The sequence below is a fragment of the Thermomonas alba genome, from assembly GCF_022419205.1.
Classification (GTDB): domain Bacteria; phylum Pseudomonadota; class Gammaproteobacteria; order Xanthomonadales; family Xanthomonadaceae; genus Thermomonas; species Thermomonas alba.
The window spans coordinates 308,652-323,932 of the sequence record NZ_JAJOZU010000004.1; the positions used below are offsets into that span (position 1 = coordinate 308,652).

At 69.9% G+C, this 15,281-nt stretch carries 16 protein-coding genes; 7 read left to right on the top strand and 9 right to left on the bottom strand.

All coding sequences use genetic code 11. From position 1 onward, the window contains the following. Window positions 1–50: 50 nt before the first annotated feature. The 5 genes from ML342_RS08380 to gap form a co-directional block, all read right to left on the bottom strand. Window positions 51–1,055, bottom strand: a complete 1,005-nt coding sequence (locus tag ML342_RS08380; RefSeq protein ID WP_240126585.1) for a class I fructose-bisphosphate aldolase — start codon at window positions 1,053–1,055, stop codon at window positions 51–53. Between the two features lie 75 nt (window positions 1,056–1,130). Further along, window positions 1,131–2,612 (bottom strand): pyruvate kinase, encoded by a 1,482-nt coding sequence (pyk, locus tag ML342_RS08385; protein WP_240126586.1) that lies wholly within the window; start codon window positions 2,610–2,612, stop codon window positions 1,131–1,133. A gap of 89 nt (window positions 2,613–2,701) precedes the next feature. Continuing rightward, window positions 2,702–3,880 carry a phosphoglycerate kinase gene (locus ML342_RS08390; RefSeq protein ID WP_240126587.1) on the bottom strand — a complete coding sequence of 393 codons (1,179 nt, stop codon included), beginning with the start codon at window positions 3,878–3,880 and terminating at the stop codon, window positions 2,702–2,704. A gap of 108 nt (window positions 3,881–3,988) precedes the next feature. Next, a complete protein-coding gene (locus ML342_RS08395; RefSeq protein ID WP_240126588.1) occupies window positions 3,989–5,668 on the bottom strand; it encodes a sensor domain-containing diguanylate cyclase in 1,680 nt (559 codons plus the stop codon). Window positions 5,669–5,816: 148 nt separating this feature from the next. Beyond that, the gene (gap, locus tag ML342_RS08400; protein WP_240126589.1) at window positions 5,817–6,821 is read right to left on the bottom strand and encodes a type I glyceraldehyde-3-phosphate dehydrogenase; all 1,005 of its coding nucleotides are present in this window, start codon (window positions 6,819–6,821) and stop codon (window positions 5,817–5,819) included. Window positions 6,822–6,961: 140 nt separating this feature from the next. On the opposite strand from gap, the gene ML342_RS08405 reads away from it, so the two are divergent. Both ML342_RS08405 and ML342_RS08410 read left to right on the top strand, forming a co-directional pair. Next, entirely contained in the window at window positions 6,962–7,594 is a 633-nt protein-coding gene (locus ML342_RS08405; protein WP_240126590.1) for an OmpW/AlkL family protein, read from the top strand. A gap of 43 nt (window positions 7,595–7,637) precedes the next feature. Continuing rightward, complete coding sequence (locus ML342_RS08410; protein WP_240126591.1) at window positions 7,638–8,528, top strand: S1/P1 nuclease; 891 nt, start codon at window positions 7,638–7,640, stop codon at window positions 8,526–8,528. A gap of 72 nt (window positions 8,529–8,600) precedes the next feature. Here the strand turns inward: ML342_RS08410 and ML342_RS08415 are convergent, their stop codons facing one another. Beyond that, window positions 8,601–9,497 (bottom strand): DMT family transporter, encoded by an 897-nt coding sequence (locus tag ML342_RS08415; protein ID WP_240126592.1) that lies wholly within the window; start codon window positions 9,495–9,497, stop codon window positions 8,601–8,603. 48 nt (window positions 9,498–9,545) lie between these two features. On the opposite strand from ML342_RS08415, the gene ML342_RS08420 reads away from it, so the two are divergent. Together ML342_RS08420 and ML342_RS08425 are read left to right on the top strand one after the other, a co-directional pair. After that, entirely contained in the window at window positions 9,546–10,028 is a 483-nt protein-coding gene (locus tag ML342_RS08420) for a YajQ family cyclic di-GMP-binding protein (protein ID WP_240126593.1), read from the top strand. A 12-nt stretch (window positions 10,029–10,040) separates the two neighbouring features. Continuing rightward, window positions 10,041–10,610 (top strand): DUF1415 domain-containing protein, encoded by a 570-nt coding sequence (locus tag ML342_RS08425; protein WP_240126594.1) that lies wholly within the window; start codon window positions 10,041–10,043, stop codon window positions 10,608–10,610. A 20-nt stretch (window positions 10,611–10,630) separates the two neighbouring features. On the opposite strand, the gene ML342_RS08430 is transcribed toward ML342_RS08425, so the two are convergent. Then, a complete protein-coding gene (locus ML342_RS08430) occupies window positions 10,631–11,332 on the bottom strand; it encodes a pseudouridine synthase (RefSeq protein WP_240126595.1) in 702 nt (233 codons plus the stop codon). After that, window positions 11,329–12,390, bottom strand: a complete 1,062-nt coding sequence (locus ML342_RS08435) for a class I SAM-dependent methyltransferase (protein ID WP_240126596.1) — start codon at window positions 12,388–12,390, stop codon at window positions 11,329–11,331. Before ML342_RS08435 ends, ML342_RS08430 begins: the two co-directional genes overlap by 4 nt. An 82-nt stretch (window positions 12,391–12,472) precedes the next feature. On the opposite strand from ML342_RS08435, the gene ML342_RS08440 reads away from it, so the two are divergent. The 3 genes from ML342_RS08440 (at window position 12,473) to ML342_RS08450 (ending at window position 14,399) form a co-directional block, all read left to right on the top strand. Next, window positions 12,473–12,745, top strand: a complete 273-nt coding sequence (locus ML342_RS08440; RefSeq protein WP_240126597.1) for a DUF3297 family protein — start codon at window positions 12,473–12,475, stop codon at window positions 12,743–12,745. A gap of 87 nt (window positions 12,746–12,832) precedes the next feature. Next, window positions 12,833–13,387, top strand: a complete 555-nt coding sequence (locus ML342_RS08445; protein ID WP_240126598.1) for a DUF3016 domain-containing protein — start codon at window positions 12,833–12,835, stop codon at window positions 13,385–13,387. Window positions 13,388–13,529: 142 nt separating this feature from the next. Beyond that, the gene (locus tag ML342_RS08450; RefSeq protein ID WP_240126599.1) at window positions 13,530–14,399 is read left to right on the top strand and encodes a DNA ligase; all 870 of its coding nucleotides are present in this window, start codon (window positions 13,530–13,532) and stop codon (window positions 14,397–14,399) included. A gap of 3 nt (window positions 14,400–14,402) precedes the next feature. On the opposite strand, the gene ML342_RS08455 is transcribed toward ML342_RS08450, so the two are convergent. Further along, a complete protein-coding gene (locus ML342_RS08455) occupies window positions 14,403–15,188 on the bottom strand; it encodes a class I SAM-dependent methyltransferase (RefSeq protein ID WP_240126600.1) in 786 nt (261 codons plus the stop codon). Between the last annotated feature and the right edge of the window lie 93 nt (window positions 15,189–15,281).

Here is a 15,281-nt window from a genome sequence, read left to right on the forward strand (position 1 = left end):
GCATGGCCGGCATTCCCTGGGCGATACGGGCGGGCGAACGCGCGCCGGAATCAGCCTTCCCACTTGCCCAGCGCCGCCAGGCCGTTGGCCTTGGCGCGCTCGAACACGGTCTGCTGGGCCTTGGCGTAGTTGCCCTGCATGTCCTGCGCCCACAGCTTCAGCGCGGCCTGCTGCATGGCGCGGCCGTACGAGAACGACAGCGGCCACGGGTTCGGGCCCATGCGGTTCATGGCGTTCAGATGCGCGGTCGCCGCCTCGTCGCTCTGGCCGCCGGACAGGAACACGATGCCCGGCAGGATGGCCGGCACCGCGGTCTTCAGGCACATCAGGGTGGACTCGGCCACCTCCTCCACGCTGGCCTGCTCCGGACACTCCTTGCCCGGCACCACCATCGAAGCCTTCAGGATGGTGCCCTCCAGCATCACGTTCTGGTTGTACAGGGCGTCGAACAGCGCGCGCAGGGTGACCTCGGTGACCTCGTAGCAGGTTTCGATGTCGTGGTCGCCGTCCATCAGCACCTCGGGCTCGACCATCGGCACCAGGCCCTGCTCCTGGCACAGCGCCGCGTAGCGGGCCAGCGCGTGGGCGTTGGCCTCGATGCAGGTGCCGGAGGGCATGTCCTCGCCGATGGTGATGACCGCGCGCCACTTGGCGAAGCGGGCGCCGAGCTTGGCGTACTCGGCCAGGCGCTCGCGCAGGCCATCCAGCCCTTCGGTCACCAGCTCGCCCGGGAAACCGGCCAGCGGGTGGGTGCCCTTGTCCACCTTGATGCCCGGGATCATGCCGTGCTCGGCCATGTACTTGGCGAACGGCACGCCGTCCCGGGTGGACTGGCGGATGGTCTCGTCGAACAGGATCGCGCCGGAGATGTACTGGTTGAGGTTGGGCGTGGTCAGCAGCAGCTCGCGGTAAGCGCGGCGGTTGGCCTCGGTATTCTCGATTCCGACCGCGGCGAAGCGCTTGGCGATCGTGCTGGTGGACTCGTCGATGGCGATGATGCCCTTGCCCGGGGCGACCATGGCGCGGGCGGTGTCGGCAAGCTGTTCGATGCTCATGCAGGCGGCTCGGCTGGCGGTGGGAAAGCGCGGATTATAGCCGCGCCGGCCGGCCCGCCGGATGCCCGGCGGTCACTACAGCTCGCCCAGGCCGGTGGCGTGCCCGTCCGCGCCGATTTCGAGCAGGCGCAGCGTATTGGTGGCACCGCGGGTCTGCATGTGCTCGCCGCTGGTGAAGATCACCCGATCTCCAGGAGCCAGCAGGCCGGCCTCGACCAGCAGGCGGATGCTGCCGCGGGCGGCCTCGCGCGGGGTCTGCCCGCGGCTGTCGTAGTCCATCGGAAACACGTCGCGCATCAGCGCCATGCGCCGGCGCGCGCTGGCGTGGTGAGAGAAGGCGTAGATCGGCACCGCCGAACGGAACCGCGACAGATAGCGCGCGGTGCCGCCGGATTCGGTCATCGCCACCACCGCGCGCACGCCGATGTGCTCGCACAGGAACATGGTGGCCATCGCGATGGCCTGGTCGGCCCGTTCCAGACCGCGACGGGCCTTCTCGAAATCGGTATCGAACGCAAACTGGCGCTCGGCGCCGCGGCAGATGCGCGCCATCGCCTCCACTGCCTTCACCGGCCAGTGGCCGGCGGCGGTCTCCTGCGAGAGCATCACCGCGTCGGTGCCATCGATCACCGCGTTGGCCACGTCCAGCACTTCGGCGCGAGTCGGAATAGGGTTGTCCACCATGGACTGCAGCATCTGGGTGGCGGTGATCACCACCTTCTCGCGCGCCACCGCCTCGCGGATGATCTTCTTCTGCAGGCCGGGCAGTTCGGCATCGCCGATCTCCACGCCCAGGTCGCCACGCGCCACCATCACCACGTCGCTGGCATCCACGATCTCGGCCAGGTTGCGGATGGCTTCGGCGCGCTCGATCTTGGCCACCAGCGCGGCATTGCTGCCGTGCGCCCTGGCCACCCGGCGCGCCTCGTGCATGTCCTCGGCGTCGCGACAGAACGAAACCGCGATGAAATCCGCTTCCATCCGTGCCGCGATCGCAATCAGCGCGCGGTCGTGCTCGGTGAGCGCGCCCAGCGACAGCCCGCCACCCAGCTTGTTCAGCCCTTTGCGATTGGACAGCACGCCGTCATTGAGGACGCGGGTGATGATGCGCTCACCCTGCACCGCCTCGACCTGCAGCTGCACCAGCCCATCGTCCAGCAGCAGCACGTCACCCGGCGCGACATCGCCCGGCAGCTCGAGATAGCTCACCCCCACCTGGGACGCGTCGCCGGGCGGCGCCTCCAGGCTGGCCACCAGGTCGAAACGCTGACCGGCCTTCAGCTGCACCTTGCCCGCGGCGAAGGTTTCGATGCGGATCTTCGGCCCCGGCAGGTCGGCCAGGATGCCGACCTCACGCCCGATCCTGGCCGCCATCGCGCGCACCGCCTCGCCGCGCGCGACCTGCGCGGACGGATCGCCGTGCGAGAAGTTCAGCCGCACCACGTCCACCCCCGCGCGCAGCACCGCCTCCAGCACCTCCGGCGGATCGGTGGCCGGGCCGAGGGTGGCGACGATGCGGGTGTGGCGGGGGCGGTCAGACGGGGCGGCAGCGGTCATGGAAGCGCGAAATCGTGTATCCGAGAGTGATCCCACGCTACCACGGCGATCCGTCGCGCGAACGACGGAACCGGGGCCTGCAATCGACTTCAGCCGGCGCGGGCCTGCAACGCAGCCACTGCCGGCAGGGTCTTGCCTTCCAGGAACTCGAGGAACGCGCCGCCGCCGGTGGAGATGTAGGACACCTGGTCGGCGATGCCGAACTTGTCCACGGCCGCGAGGGTGTCGCCGCCGCCGGCGATGGAGAACGCGCTGGAGGCAGCGATCGCGCGCGCCACCGCCTCGGTGCCGGCTGCGAAGGCGTCGAACTCGAACACGCCCACCGGGCCGTTCCAGACTACGGTGCCGGCGCTTGCGATGAGCTCGGCATAGCGCGCGGCGGTGGCCGGGCCGATGTCGAGGATCATGTCGTCCTCACCCACCGCATCCACCGCCTTGACGGTGGCCGGCGCATCGGCGGCGAACGCCGGCGCCACGACCACGTCCACGGGCAGCGGGATCTCCGCGCCGCGCGCCTTGGCATCGGCCATGATCTGCCTGGCGGTGTCGATCAGGTCCGGCTCCATCAGCGACCGCCCAACCGCATACCCCTGCGCCGCGAGGAAGGTGTTGGCGATCCCGCCGCCGACGATCAGCCGATCCACTTTCCTGACCAGGTTGCCGAGCAGTTCGAGCTTGGTGCTGACCTTGCTGCCGGCGACGATCGCCAGCAACGGCCTGGCCGGATGCTCGAGCGCGCGCGCCAGCGCGTCCAGCTCGGCCATCAGCAGCGGACCGCCGCAGGCGACCGGAGCAAACCGAATGACGCCGTGAGTGGAGGCCTGCGCGCGGTGCGCAGTGCCGAAGGCATCCATCACGAACACGTCGCACAGTGCGGCGTACTTCTTCGCCAGCGCCTCATCGTCCTTGCCCTCGCCGACGTTCATGCGGCAGTTCTCCAGCAGCACCAGCTCGCCGGGAGCGATCTGCACGCCGTCCAGATACTCCCGCAGCAGCGGCACCGGCCGCCCCAACAGCTCCGCCAGGCGCGCGGCGACCGGCGCCAGCGAGTCGGCCGCGCTCCACGCGCCCTCCTTCGGCCGCCCCAGATGCGACATCACCATCACCGCCGCGCCCTGCTCCAGCGCCAGGCGCAGGGTGGGCAGCGAGGCGAGAATGCGCTGCTCGGACGCGATATGGCCGGCCGCGTCGATCGGCACGTTGAGATCCTGCCGGATCAGCACGCGCTTGCCGGCAAGGTCGAGGTCGGTCATACGAAGAATGGACATGGGGCAGCCCGTGAGTGGTGGAAAGGCTGCCATTGTCGCGTCGCGCCGGCAGCGCTTCAAACCTGCCGGTTACGGTGGCGGCCTCGCAAAAGGCGCAAAAGGACGCAGTCAGTCGCTGAAACCATCGCGACCGGCATCTTTGGCGCGATACAGCGCCGCATCCGCGCGCTTGAGCAGGTCCTCCAGCTCCAGATCCAGCGGCTGCCGGGTGGCGACACCGATACTGACCGTCAAACGGCCCTTGGGCGCGCCGGCATGGATGATGTCGGCCTCATGCACGCGCCGGCGCACGCGCTCGGCCACCCGCATGGCCTGGGCATGGGTGGTATTGGGCAGGAACACGGTGAACTCCTCGCCGCCAGGCCGGGCCAGCACATCGCCTGCGTGCAGCAGGGCGCTGCGCACCGCGCCCGCGAACCGGCGCAGCGCGTTGTCGCCGGCCGCATGCCCGTACAGATCGTTGTAACGCTTGAAATAGTCGATATCCAGCGCCAGCACCGACAGGGGCTTGCCGCTCGCCTGCGCTTCGTCCCACAGCCGCTGGCCCGCTTCCACGAATCCGCGATAGTTCAGGCTGCCGGTGAGCGCATCGGTGCGGCTGAGGCGATCCAACTCTTCCACCGCGCGACGCAGGGAGTCGGTGCGCAGTGCGATCTCGCGCTCGCGCGATTCCAGCGCCTGCCGCAAATCGGCATACGCCGCATTCAAGCGCGTCGCCAGCTCGGCGATCCCCTCGGCCAGCGGATGCAGCTCGCGCGGCAGCCGGTCCGAGACCGCCTCCACCTGGCCGCCCAGCGCGTAGCCGCGCAGGCTGCTCGTCAGGTAGCCGATGCCATCGCGCAGCATCTGACGCTGCCGCCAGATCGCCACACCCGTCCCCACCAGTGTGGCGGCCAGCAGCGCCAGCACCAGCCATAGCCGCGGCCGCAGCTGCATCCACACGACCTCTCCCGGCGCTGCCAGCACCAGCGTCCAGCCCTCGCGCATGGCGATCGCGCGCACGAATGCCGGCGATGCGCTGTCGGGCAACAACCCGGACACGCGCCCCACCCGCCCCGGACGATCGCTGGACGTGGCCAGCGCGCGCAGCTGCGCCCCGACCCGGCCAATGGTGTCCAGGACCGACAAGTGCAGGGCGGGGCTGGCATCGATCACCCGCCCGTCGGCGTCCAGCAACAGCATCGCTAGCCCGCGCTCGTCCAGACTCTGCTGCGGGCGCCGCACCAGGCTCTCGGCGGGGATCGCCGCCTGCAGCGCGCCGCGAAAGTGCTCCCCGCGCAGCACCGGCACCACCAGCGTCACCACCGCCTCGTCCCCGTATTCCGGCTGACGCATCACGCCGGACACGACCGGACGCAAGCGCTCGCGCACCTCACGAAACCACGGCGCCGCACTCACGTCCGGCACCTGCGCCGCCAGCTGGCGACCGCGCCCATCGCGCGCCAGCAGCACCCGTCCGTCCGCGTCCACCAGCCGGATCCGCAGCAGCGCGGGATAGGCATGGAGCAACCGCGACAGCCGTTCGGCGTCGTCACCTGCCGCGCCTTGCACCTGATCGGACAGCAGTGCCAGCGCGGCGAGATGCGCATCCAGGCTGTCCTCGATCACCCCCGCGCTCAGGCGGGCATTGGCATCCAGCTGTAACGACAGCGTATCCCGGCTGCTCTGCCACTGGTTCTGCAGCAGCAGACCGGCAAACAGCAGCACCGGCACCAGGGTGGCCAACACCAGCCCGAGCGCCAGCCGCTGACGCAGGCTCCAGGCAGTACGGGAAGTGGATCGCTCCATTCCTCGCTTCATAGCACAGCCCGGTGCGGGCGGCATTCGCCCACCGGCGGGACTGGCCGCCAGTCGCGCGACACCCGCCCTGCAAACGCAAAGCCCCGCATGCGGCGGGGCTTTGCTGTGGCAAAGGGCGAGTGTCGCCGGGCGGGGCTCACTTGCCCGCCATCACCCGGATCATCTCCAGGCACTTGTTGGAATAGCCCCACTCGTTGTCGTACCAGGCCACCAGCTTGACGAAGGTGGGATCGAGCTGGATACCGGCCTCGGCGTCGAAGATGCTGGTGCGCGGATCGCCGCGGAAGTCGGTGGCCACCACCTTGTCCTCGGTATAGCCCAGCACGCCCTTGAGCGCCCCCTCACTCTGCGCCTTCATCTCCGCGCAGATTTCCGCGTAAGTCGCCGGACGCTCCAGCTCAGCGGTCAGATCGACCACCGAGACATCGCTGGTCGGCACCCGGAAGCTCATGCCGGTGAGCTTCTTGTTGAGCTCCGGGATCACCACGCCCACGGCCTTCGCCGCGCCGGTGCTGGACGGGATGATGTTCTCGAGGATGCCGCGGCCGCCGCGCCAGTCCTTGTTGGACGGGCCGTCCACGGTCTTCTGGGTCGCGGTCGCCGCGTGCACGGTGGTCATCAGGCCGCGCTTGATGCCCCACTTGTCATGCAGCACCTTGGCGATCGGGGCCAGGCAGTTGGTGGTGCAGGAAGCGTTGGAGATGATGTCCTGGCCGGCATAACTGGCGTGATTGACGCCATACACGAACATCGGCGTCGCATCCTTCGACGGCGCCGACATCAGCACCTTCTTCGCGCCGGCGGCGATGTGCTTGCGCGCGGTCTCGTCGGTGAGGAACAGCCCGGTGGACTCCAGCACCACCTCGGCGCCGACGGCATCCCACTTCAGGTTGGCCGGGTCGCGCTCGGCGGTCAGACGGATGGTCTTGCCATTCACCACCAGCTGGCCATCCACCACCTGCACGTCGCCGTCGAAGCGGCCGTGCACGGAGTCGTAGCGCAGCATGTAGGCCAGGTAGTCCGGCTCCAGCAGGTCGTTGATGCCGACGATCTCGATGTCGTCGCCAAAGTTCTGCACCGCCGCGCGGAACACGCAACGACCGATGCGACCGAAACCGTTGATACCGACCTTGATGGCCATGCTGAACTCCTGCGGATGGGCACGGGGAAATCGGCATTTTAGCGGATCACCCCCAGGCGGGCCGGTTTGACGTCGATCAATACGCGGCCCCGCCGGGCCCGGAAAACTGGTTTCAGTTGAAACCACAAAGGAGATCCCGCATGGCCCTGCCCCGTCTTACCCTCGCCGCCGCCCTGGCCCTGGCCGCCAGCCCCGCCTTCGCCCAGTCCGCCGGGCACTGGACGCTCGGCGTCGGTGTCCACACCGTCGCGCCCAAGTCGAACAACGGCACCCTGGTCGGCACTCCGCTGGGCAATCTGAAGATGGACGTTGGCAACAACACCCGCCCCACCATCACCGCCGAGTACTTCCTGAAAGACAACCTGGGCGTGGAAGTGCTGGCCGCGCTGCCGTTCCAGCACGACATCGACGTGGTGGGCGTGGGCAAGGTCGGCTCCACCAAGCATCTGCCGCCCACGGTGTCGCTGCAGTACCACTTCGGCCAGGGCAAGCTGCGCCCGTTCATCGGTGCCGGCGTGAACTACACCCGCTTCTTCGGCACCCGCACCACCGGGCCGATCGCCGGCACCCGGCTGTCCCTGTCGGATTCCTGGGGCCTGGCCGGCCACGTCGGCGTGGATGTCCGGGTCGGCGAGAAGGGCGCGATCCGCATCGACTACCGCAAGCTCGACATCGACACCAAGGTCAAGCTGAACGGTGCCAACCTCGGCGCGCCCAACACCGTGCACATCGACCCCTCGGTGTACGGGGTCGCCTACGTGTTCTCGTTCTGATCCGGTCATCTGCTCAACGTCGTGCCGGGGTATCCTCCCCGGCATGACGACACGCATCCGCTCACGATTCCTGATCGCCGCCCTGCTCTGCCTGGGCGTCACCTCCACCGCACTGGCGTGGTCGCGTCTGGGCCACGCCATGGTCGGCGAGATCGCCCAGCGCCACCTCGACCCCAAGGCCCGCGCCGAAGTCGCCGCGCTGCTGGCCGGCGAGCCGATCCCGACCCTGGCCGGCGTGGCCTCGTGGGCCGACGACCTGCGCAGCCTCGATCCCGACCGCTTCAAGGCCACCTCGCGCTGGCACTACATCAATGCCAAGGGCGGCGGCTGCGATTTCGACCTCGCGCGCGACTGCCCGGACGGCAACTGCGTGGTCGGCGCGATCCAGCGCCAGCTGGCGATCCTGGGCGACCGCAGCCAGCCGCTGGACGCACGCCGCGACGCCCTCAAGTTCGTGGTGCACTTCGTCGGTGACGTGCACCAGCCGATGCATGCCGGCGACCGTCCGGATGCGGGCGGCAACCAGTACCAGATCAGCCTGCGCACCGCGGTGCCGCCGGAACCCTACGCGGCGAAGAACTACGCCAACGGCGTGATGGGCACCAATCTGCACGCGATCTGGGATTACTACATCCTCGCCAGCCGTCCGCTGCCGCCGCTGGAGTACGTCAACCTGCTGGACAAGGCGCTGGCGCCGGGCCCGATCACGGCGAGTGTCGCCACGGACGCGCCGCTGGCCTGGGCCGGGGAATCCTGCCGCCTGATTACGGCCAAGGGCCTGTACCCGCCGGGCAACAAGCACGTGCTGACCCAGGACTACCTGGAGCAGATGCGCCCGCTGGCGGAAGACCGCGTGCGCCAGGCCGGCGAGCGCCTGGCGCAGCTGCTCAACCAGACCATCGGCGAGCAGGCGCCGGCCAGCGCCGCGCCCTGACCGATCGTCCCACCGGCGCGCCCTGCCAGCACCGCGCCCGGCCTGCGCCGGGCGCGCGCGCATCCGCCGCGATCAGGGGTGCTCGGCCTCGGCATGCACGCGCTCGCGCCGCAGCAGGTAGAGCCCGCTGGCAACGATGATCGCGGCCCCGACCCAGGTGATGGCCCCCGGCAGCACGCCCCAGATGGCCAGATCCAGCGCCACACCCCAGACCAGGGCGGTGTATTCCAGCGGCGCGATCAACGACGCCTCCCCGCGCCGGAACGCCTCGGTGATCGCATACTGGCCGAGCGCGCCGGCGATGCCGATGCCCAGCACCAGCGCCATATGCTCGCCGCGCAGCGCCACCCAGCCTGGCAACGCCAGCGCCCCCGCGCCGGCCGCCATCAGCAGCAGCACCCAGAAGGTGATGGCCTGGGTGCTGTCGGTGCGCGCCAGCACCCGCACCGTGATCGCCGACAGCGCATAGCCGCCCGCTGCCACCAGCACCGCCAGCCCGGCCAGGCTGAACATGCCCGCCCCGCTGGGACGCAGCACCACCAGCACGCCGAGCAGGCCGAATGCGATCGCCGTCCAGCGCCGCGGCCCGACCCGCTCGCCCATCAGCGGCACCGACAGCGCGGTGATCAGCAGCGGGGCGACGAAGAAAATCGCGTAGGCGGTGGAGAGCGGCAGGCGCCGCAGGGCATAGACGAAGCTGGCCATCATCAGCACGCCCAGCGCGCCACGCAGCAGATGCAGCGGCCAGCGCACCGGCCGCAGCGCGCGCAGTCCGCCACCCGCCAGCGCCCACACCAGCAGCCACGGCAGCGAAGACAGGCTGCGCAGCGCCGCTACTTCGAGCGGCGGGTAGTGCGCCGAGAGCGCTTTCAGCCCGGCGTCCATCAACGCGAATGCCGCCACCGCCGCCAGCATCAGCAGGATGGCAGGGCGCGGGCGTGGCGCGGCAGCGGGAACGGGTGTCGGCATCCGCCCAGCATGCGTTAACCTGCGCGCCCCGTCACCGTGCCGAATGCCATGCCTTCCTTCGACATCGTCTCAGAAGTGGATATCCACGAGCTCACCAACGCGGTGGACCAGGCCAACCGCGAGCTGGCGACCCGCTTCGACTTCAAGGGCGTGGCCGCGAAGTTCGTGCGCGAGGACGCCGTGATCACCCAGTCCGCCCCCAGCGAGTTCCAGCTGCAGCAGATGACCGACATCCTGCGCGCGCGCCTGGTCGCACGGAAGATCGACGTGCGCTGCCTCGAGTTCGGCGACATCGAGACCAACCTCGCCGGCGCGCGCCAGAAGGTGACGGTGAAGCAGGGCATCGAACGCGAGCTGGCCAAGAAGCTGCAGGCGGCGATCAAGGACGCCAAGCTGAAGGTCGAGGCCCAGATCAACGGCGACAAGCTGCGCGTGACCGGCAAGAAGCGCGACGACCTGCAGGCGGCGATCGCGCTGCTGCGGGGCCAGGATTTCGGGCGGCCGCTGCAGTTCGACAACTTCCGCGACTAGCGATGAAACGCCATGCACGAGGAACCGACGTTCGACCCCGAGACCATCGAAGCCGACGTCCGCCGCTGGCTGGAGCGCGCGGTGATCGGGCTGAACCTGTGCCCGTTCGCCAAGGCCGTTTACGTGAAGCAGCAGGTGCGGATCGTCATCAGCGACGCCAGCACCGAACGCGCGCTGCTGGAGCAGCTGGGCGAAGAGCTGGTGCGCCTGCGCGATACGCCCGCAGAGACGGTCGACACCACCCTGCTGGTGCATCCGCTGGTGCTGACCGACTTCCTCGACTACAACGATTTCCTCGACGACGCCGACGCGCTGGTGGAAGCCCTGCAACTGGATGGCGTGTTGCAGATCGCCAGCTTCCATCCCGACTACCGCTTCGCCGATACCGATGCCGATGATCCCGGCAACCTGACCAACCGCGCGCCCTATCCCATCCTGCACCTGCTGCGCGAGGACAGCGTGGAGCGCGCGGTGGCGGCCTACCCGCAGCCGGACGCGATCATCGCGCGCAACATCGCGACCATGCGCGAGCTCGGCTTCGCGGGCTTTCGCGCGCTGCTCTCCGGCGAATCGACGCGCTGACACGTAAAGCCGCCCACACTTCAGGCCGCGAACAACCGCGCGCGTGCGTCCTCGTCCAATCGTCGCCACGCACCGGGCGGCAGCCCGGCGAGATCCAGCCCGCCGACGCGCTCTCGGTGCAGCGTCAGCACGTGATTGCCGGTCGCGGCGAACATTCGCCGTACCTGGTGGTAGCGGCCTTCGTAGAGGGTGAGCCGCGCGCGCCGCGCGTCCAACACCTCCAGTTCCGCCGGCAGCAGCGGCGTGGTCTCGCCGTGCAGCCGCAGCGTGCCGCTGGCGAACAAGGCCGTCTCGTCGCCGCGCAGGTCCTGCGCCAGCGTGGCCACGTACACCTTGGGCAGCTTCGCCTTCGGCGAGATGATCCGGTGCAGCAGCTGGCCGTCGTCGGTCAGCAGCAGCAGGCCGGAAGTGTCGCGATCCAGCCGCCCCACGGTGGAAAGCACCGGATTGCGCAGACGAAAGCGCGGCGGCAGCAGGTCGTAGACGAGGCGTCCGGCATCCCTGGTCGAACAGGTGTAGCCGGTGGGCTTGTGCAGCATCAGTAGCAGCCCTGGTGGCGGGTCCAGCGGCTGCCCGTCCACGCGCACGTCGTCGTGATCCAGCGGATCGTCCGCGCACAGCACCTCGCCCGCGGCATTGGTGATACGGCCCTCCCGCAGCATGCGCAGGACTTCCTTGCGGCTGCCGTACCCGAGGTTCGCAATATGCTTGACCAGCTTCATGCCGTCACCGCGCGAATGATCTTGAAACCGCCCTGCTGGGTGACGACCTCCACCTGGCGGAAACCAGCGCCCAGCGCCTCTTCGTAGGGCAGGTGCCGGTTGGCGACCAGCCACAGCGCGCCGCCCGGACGCAGCGCCCGCGCGGCGGCGGCGATGAAGGCGCGTCCGATGTCCGGGCGCTCGCCGCGTCCCAGCGCGTGGAACGGCGGATTGCAGACGACGGCATCGAACGGGCCCATCACTCCGTCCACCACGTCGTGCCAATGACAGCGCACCGGCACGCCGCGCGCCCGCGCCGGCGCGGCAAGATTGGCGTCGGCCAGCATGAGCGCGCGCGCATCCGCTTCGAACAGCTCCAGCGCCGTCACCTGCATGCAGCGCGCCAGCACCTGCAGCGACAGGTAGCCCCAGCCCGCGCCGAGATCCGCCACCCGCCCGCGCAGATCCACCGGCAACGCCGCCGCCAGCAGCGCCGAGGCGGCATCCACCCGGTCCCAGGCGAACACGCCAGGACGCGTATGAAAGCCGCCACCGGGAACGTCATCACACGTCTGCCAGCGCGGCGCGTCGGCCTGCGCCCACTGCGCCTGCAGCGCGGGATCGCAGCCGGCCTCGGGCTGCGTCCAGCACACCCGGCAGTGGTACTTGCTGGCGGTGTTGACCGCTCCCGCCAGCTGCTTCAGCTCGGACTCGCGGGATTTCCCACCCTCATCATTCGCGGCGGCGATCACCACCCGGCCACCGGGCGCGACCGCCGCGCAGGCGCGGGCCAGCAGCGCGCGCGCCTCCTCGCGCTGACGCGGCGGCAGCACCAGCACCAGCGGGAACTGCCGCGCCGGCAAGGCCTCCTCGTCGAGCAACTCGACGCCGAGCCGCTGCAAACGCACGGCCTCGGACCGGAACGGCTGGGTCGCCGCCAGCCCGCGCAGCCCCTGCGCATGCAGCGCCGCGCCTTCGCGGGCGCGCAGGAATAGCGCCCGCTCCGGCCAGGGCAGCAAGCCGGAGGCAAACGGATGCAGGAGAGCGTCGAGGGCGGGATCGTGGTGCGCGGAGGACATCCGCGCAGTGTAGCCAGATACCAGGCGGCCGCCGCTGCCGCGATAATGGTCGATCCGTTGCTATTGCTGGAAGTGCTAGACCATGACCGATACGCCGCTGGACACCCCACCCGACCGCCTTTCCAACGATCCACGCAGCAAGTTCTACCGGCCCGAGCTGCTGGAGCGCGGCATCGGCATCCGCTTCAACGGAATCGAACGCACCAATGTCGAGGAATACTGCATCAGCGAAGGCTGGGTGCGGGTGCCGGTGGGCCGTTCGCTGGATCGCCGCGGCATGCCGATGACCATGAAGCTCAAGGGCACGGTGGAGGCCTGGTTCCTGGACCGCGCCAGCGAAACGTCGGCTGACTGATCCGCCACCCGCAGCTACCCAGACCCGCGCCAGCGGCGGCACACTCGAAGCGGCCCACTCAAAGCCAGCTCATCGAGGAGTCCGTCCATGCGCATCCTCTTTACCGCCCTCGCCCTCAGCCTCGCCTTGGCCGGCTGCGCCACCGCGACCGGCGGCAGCAGCATGCTGGCCGCGGACGCGCCGCGCGCGCTGCCGCCTGATGGCCCGGTCAGCGTGGCCTGGTCCAACCCGGCCGAGTTCAGCGAGATCACCTCCAGCGGCAACCGCCAGGCCGCCGCCCAGGGCGACTGGCTGCTGCAGCTGGCGCAGTACATGCGCAAGCAGGCGGCGCGCCAGCTGCCGCCGGGCTACCGGCTGGAGCTGACCATCGAGGACATCAAGCGCGCCGGCCAGTACGAGCCTTGGCATGGCGTCGGCGCGCAGGACGTGCGCATCATCCGCGACATCTACCCACCGCGAATGACGGTGCGCTTCCGTGAACTCGATGCCACCGGCAAGGTAGTGGCGGAAGGCGAGCGTCAGCTGACCGATCCGGCGTTCCTGGTCAATCCGGGAATGCCCAACGACAGCGATCCGCTGCGCTACGAGAAGCGCATGATCGACAGCTGGCTGCGCCGCGAATTCCCCGCGCCCGCGCGCTGACCCGACGCGTATCCCTCTCGGCGCCGCCCACAGGGCGGCGCATCCGGCATGAGGAAAGCGCCGACGCGCGGGCGCGGCGGCGTCCGATGGGCGCACGCCATCGCTTGCGCAAGACTGCGGCCGCCCTCATCCGGAGCCATCCATGGACCTGCGCCCCGCCCTGCTCGCTCTGCTACTGACCTCCGCCGGACTCGCGCCCGCGCTGAATGGCTGGGCCGCGCCGCTCACGCCGGCACCGATGCTGGCCACCACCCTGCACGGGCAGATCGACGTCGCCCGCTACCTGGTCAGCGAAAAGCTCGACGGCGTGCGCGCACGCTGGGATGGCCGCCGCCTGCTGACCCGCAACGGCGATCCGATCGACGTCCCCGCATGGTTCACCGCCGGCTGGCCGTCGCAGCCGATGGACGGCGAGCTGTGGATCGCGCGCGGCCGGTTCCAGCAGATCAGCGACCTGGTGCGCGCGCTGCAGATGGACGCCGACGGCTGGCGCCAGGTGCGGTTCATGGCGTTCGACCTGCCCGCCGACCCCGGGGTGTTCGGCCAGCGCGCGGCGCGCCTGCGCGCACTGGTGGCGAAGACTGCGGCACCGCACCTGCGCGCCATCGCGCAGGCGCCCGTGGCCGATCGCGCCCAGCTGGACGCGCGCCTGCGCGCGGTCATCGCTGCCGGCGGCGAGGGCCTGATGCTGCACCGGTTCGATGCCCGCTACCGCGGCGGGCGCAGCGAGGATCTGCTCAAGTACAAACCCGCCGCCGATGCCGAGGCGCGGGTGGTGGGCTACCGCCCCGGGCAGGGCAAATACGCCGGGTTGGTCGGCGCCCTGCTGGTGGAGGATGCGCACGGCCGCCGCTTCGCCCTGGGCAGCGGGCTGTCCGATGCCGACCGCCGACAGCCACCACCGCCAGGAACCGTGGTGACCTATCGCTACAGCGGCCTCACCGCCAACGGTACGCCGCGCTTCGCCCGCTACCTGCGCGTGCGCAGCGATACGCCCATCGCGCGGCGCTGACACTCACGGCTTGCGGTACAGATGCACGAAGCGGTCGGTCCTGCCGCGGATGGCGGGGTCGAACACGCTCTTGCTGCGGTCGTCCTCCGGATTGCGCAGTACCGGGATCGCCGCTTCCCACTGCAGGCCATGCTGGCGGAAGTCGGCGATGGCGAACTGCTCGTCGATCCGATGCAGGGTCTGCGCATCGGCGCTGCCGGTGCCGGCCTTGGCGCTGTGATCCACGACCAGCAGCACCCCACCCGGCTTGAGCGCGCGCACCACCTGGTCGAGGAACCGGCCGGCATCGACCTTCGGCCAGCCTTCCTTCTCGTCCACCCAGTACAGGTCGTGGTAGGACATCACGATCAGCGCGCCGTCGAGCACGTTCTCGCCCATGCCCAGCGCGTCGCTGGGGCCGACGACGTGAACGACGTTGGGCAGGCGATCGTTGGCCAGGCGCGCGGCCAGCGTCTTGCCGCCGAAGGCCTCGTAGCCGGGATTGTTGACCAGCAGCACCTTGCCGTTCGGGCCGACGATGCCGGACAGGATCTCGCTGTAATAGCCGCCGCCGGCCAGCAGGTCGGCCACGGTGTCGCCGTGTTTGAACCTGGCCAGCGCCAGCACCTCGGCCGGCTTGTCGCGCGCGTCGCGCTCGCGGTCGGCGGCGCTGCGGGCCGGGTCGGCCAGTACCCGCGCGATGGTGGGCGACGGGCTGACGCTGACGCCGGCACAGCCAGGCAGCAGGGCGATGGCCAGCGCCGCCGCCAGGGCCGGAGCGAAGGACGATGCAGGCAGGACGCGGCGCATGGCGGACTCCAGGGAGGCGTTGGGTGCCCCCATCATTCACGTCCGAACGCGGCGAACACGGGCCGGAGGTCATGCCGGACGAGGCCCGCTTCA

What these genes read in the sequence shown, in the direction of transcription:
- ML342_RS08380 (WP_240126585.1), bottom strand. Translation starts at nt 1,055, where the DNA reads ATGAGCATCGAACAGCTTGCCGACACCGCCCGCGCCATGGTCGCCCCG.
- pyk (WP_240126586.1), bottom strand. Translation starts at nt 2,612, where the DNA reads ATGACCGCTGCCGCCCCGTCTGACCGCCCCCGCCACACCCGCATCGTC.
- ML342_RS08390 (WP_240126587.1), bottom strand. Translation starts at nt 3,880, where the DNA reads ATGTCCATTCTTCGTATGACCGACCTCGACCTTGCCGGCAAGCGCGTG.
- ML342_RS08395 (WP_240126588.1), bottom strand. Translation starts at nt 5,668, where the DNA reads ATGGAGCGATCCACTTCCCGTACTGCCTGGAGCCTGCGTCAGCGGCTG.
- gap (WP_240126589.1), bottom strand. Translation starts at nt 6,821, where the DNA reads ATGGCCATCAAGGTCGGTATCAACGGTTTCGGTCGCATCGGTCGTTGC.
- ML342_RS08405 (WP_240126590.1), top strand. Translation starts at nt 6,962, where the DNA reads ATGGCCCTGCCCCGTCTTACCCTCGCCGCCGCCCTGGCCCTGGCCGCC.
- ML342_RS08410 (WP_240126591.1), top strand. Translation starts at nt 7,638, where the DNA reads ATGACGACACGCATCCGCTCACGATTCCTGATCGCCGCCCTGCTCTGC.
- ML342_RS08415 (WP_240126592.1), bottom strand. Translation starts at nt 9,497, where the DNA reads ATGCCGACACCCGTTCCCGCTGCCGCGCCACGCCCGCGCCCTGCCATC.
- ML342_RS08420 (WP_240126593.1), top strand. Translation starts at nt 9,546, where the DNA reads ATGCCTTCCTTCGACATCGTCTCAGAAGTGGATATCCACGAGCTCACC.
- ML342_RS08425 (WP_240126594.1), top strand. Translation starts at nt 10,041, where the DNA reads ATGCACGAGGAACCGACGTTCGACCCCGAGACCATCGAAGCCGACGTC.
- ML342_RS08430 (WP_240126595.1), bottom strand. Translation starts at nt 11,332, where the DNA reads ATGAAGCTGGTCAAGCATATTGCGAACCTCGGGTACGGCAGCCGCAAG.
- ML342_RS08435 (WP_240126596.1), bottom strand. Translation starts at nt 12,390, where the DNA reads ATGTCCTCCGCGCACCACGATCCCGCCCTCGACGCTCTCCTGCATCCG.
- ML342_RS08440 (WP_240126597.1), top strand. Translation starts at nt 12,473, where the DNA reads ATGACCGATACGCCGCTGGACACCCCACCCGACCGCCTTTCCAACGAT.
- ML342_RS08445 (WP_240126598.1), top strand. Translation starts at nt 12,833, where the DNA reads ATGCGCATCCTCTTTACCGCCCTCGCCCTCAGCCTCGCCTTGGCCGGC.
- ML342_RS08450 (WP_240126599.1), top strand. Translation starts at nt 13,530, where the DNA reads ATGGACCTGCGCCCCGCCCTGCTCGCTCTGCTACTGACCTCCGCCGGA.
- ML342_RS08455 (WP_240126600.1), bottom strand. Translation starts at nt 15,188, where the DNA reads ATGCGCCGCGTCCTGCCTGCATCGTCCTTCGCTCCGGCCCTGGCGGCG.